Here is a 1466-nt window from a genome sequence, read left to right on the forward strand (position 1 = left end):
ATAGTCGAACCTTACGAACACAATTTTTTACACAGATAATTTGTCCTGAAAATAGCATTTAAAATTAAGGTCAATAAATTTCCATAGTTTTCTTTCAACTGTTTCATCATTTTCTTTAAATTCCATCCAGCTGCAGCTAAAAATGCATTTATCTGTGACGATTCCCCTCCCCAAAGATAATTTTGGTTCAGTCTAAAATCTGTTTTCAAGTGACCTATAACAGGTTCAATAGCAGCTCTTCTTCTAAATTTGTTGCGCTTGGTTCTTTTTTGGTATTCTGTATCTCGTTTTAAGGGCCTATAGTCAGGTGTGCTTATTTTTGTACTTTTAATCTGTTTTTGTCCTTTTCCTCCTCTATCATAGACAACTTCGTCTGGTGCGTAATTTAGGGTTGATGCCATTTGGTCCAACAATGGCTCAATGGTTTTACTATCGTGTGGATTGCCACCAAAACTTTTTATAGCAGTGATTATTAGGGAACTGTAAGTTGTGGTCAATCCAACTTTTGTTCCAAATTCATATTTTTTATGCGCTTTCCCTTTGGCAATACAAGCTGTGAACGGTTTATGAAGGCTGTAGATCTTATCTTTGTCCGTTCGTTTTTGTTGTAACACTTTCCAATACAATTTCAATTCTTCTTCATAACGCTTCAATGCATCTTGTGACAGTTTTCTTTCCAGCTCTCTTAGTAAACGACCTGCAATGGTCTTTAATTTAGCGTCAGCTTTTTTTGCTTTTTTATAGCGCTTTGGGTGCGCTCGATTATGGGTATCCCTAACAAACTGTTTAGAGACCCTAACGTAGGTTTGTCGTTGTGCCAGACCTTCTTGGAAAGCAATTTTGTTGCATTTGTCAATAATCTTTTTAGCTAATTTTGAGTCCGTTGGATATGTTGTGTTGTTCTCTGCAACCGTAGTATCGGATAACTGGACCTTCTCTTTGGCCTGAGATCCAAAAAGAAGAACAGAATATGCAAATATCTTTTCCACTCCTGGTTCACCTATACGTTTTCTAAAATGAACAAAATCACTGGGATCACATGGAAATTGATGCTCGAAATGTGCCATGCCACAAAAATATTGCATGTAAGGGTTCATGGCCCAAGATTCACATAAGCGTTCGTCTGATAGGTTATAGATTCTTTTCAAAAGCAAGCTGCCAACCATTAGCCGAACAGGCATAGCTGGTTGACCAGTGTGAGAATAATATTGGGCAAAGTCTTGTTCAAAATAATTCCAATCAATTTTATTGCTCAACAGAATAAGTTCATGAGATAAATCAATAAAATCAGTAAGCAAGGGCTTGAAAAAATCCCGCTGTGTTTGATGAGTCTTTTTTCCTTTCATATTGCAAGGGTTTAAGTGTAAATTACACTTTTCCTTGCAATTTAAGTCATTGATTTAGTAGATGTTTTTAACATAATTAAATGATAACTAGAGAATTGCATGATTGCTAAGGTTTGACTA

General features: G+C 36.0%; 1 protein-coding gene. It reads right to left on the bottom strand.

Going from position 1 to position 1466, the window contains the following annotated elements; genetic code table 11:
- Positions 1-11: 11 nt before the first annotated feature.
- Positions 12-1346 (bottom strand): IS5 family transposase, encoded by a 1335-nt coding sequence (locus FVB9532_RS19245; protein ID WP_150546807.1) that lies wholly within the window; start codon positions 1344-1346, stop codon positions 12-14.
- Between the last annotated feature and the right edge of the window lie 120 nt (positions 1347-1466).

Source organism: Mesonia oceanica, assembly GCF_902499555.1.
Taxonomy (GTDB): Bacteria; Bacteroidota; Bacteroidia; order Flavobacteriales; family Flavobacteriaceae; genus Mesonia; species Mesonia oceanica.

Bases quoted from the DNA above. Each gene is read 5' to 3' on its own strand.
- FVB9532_RS19245 (WP_150546807.1), bottom strand. From the start codon at position 1,346: ATGAAAGGAAAAAAGACTCATCAAACACAGCGGGATTTTTTCAAGCCC.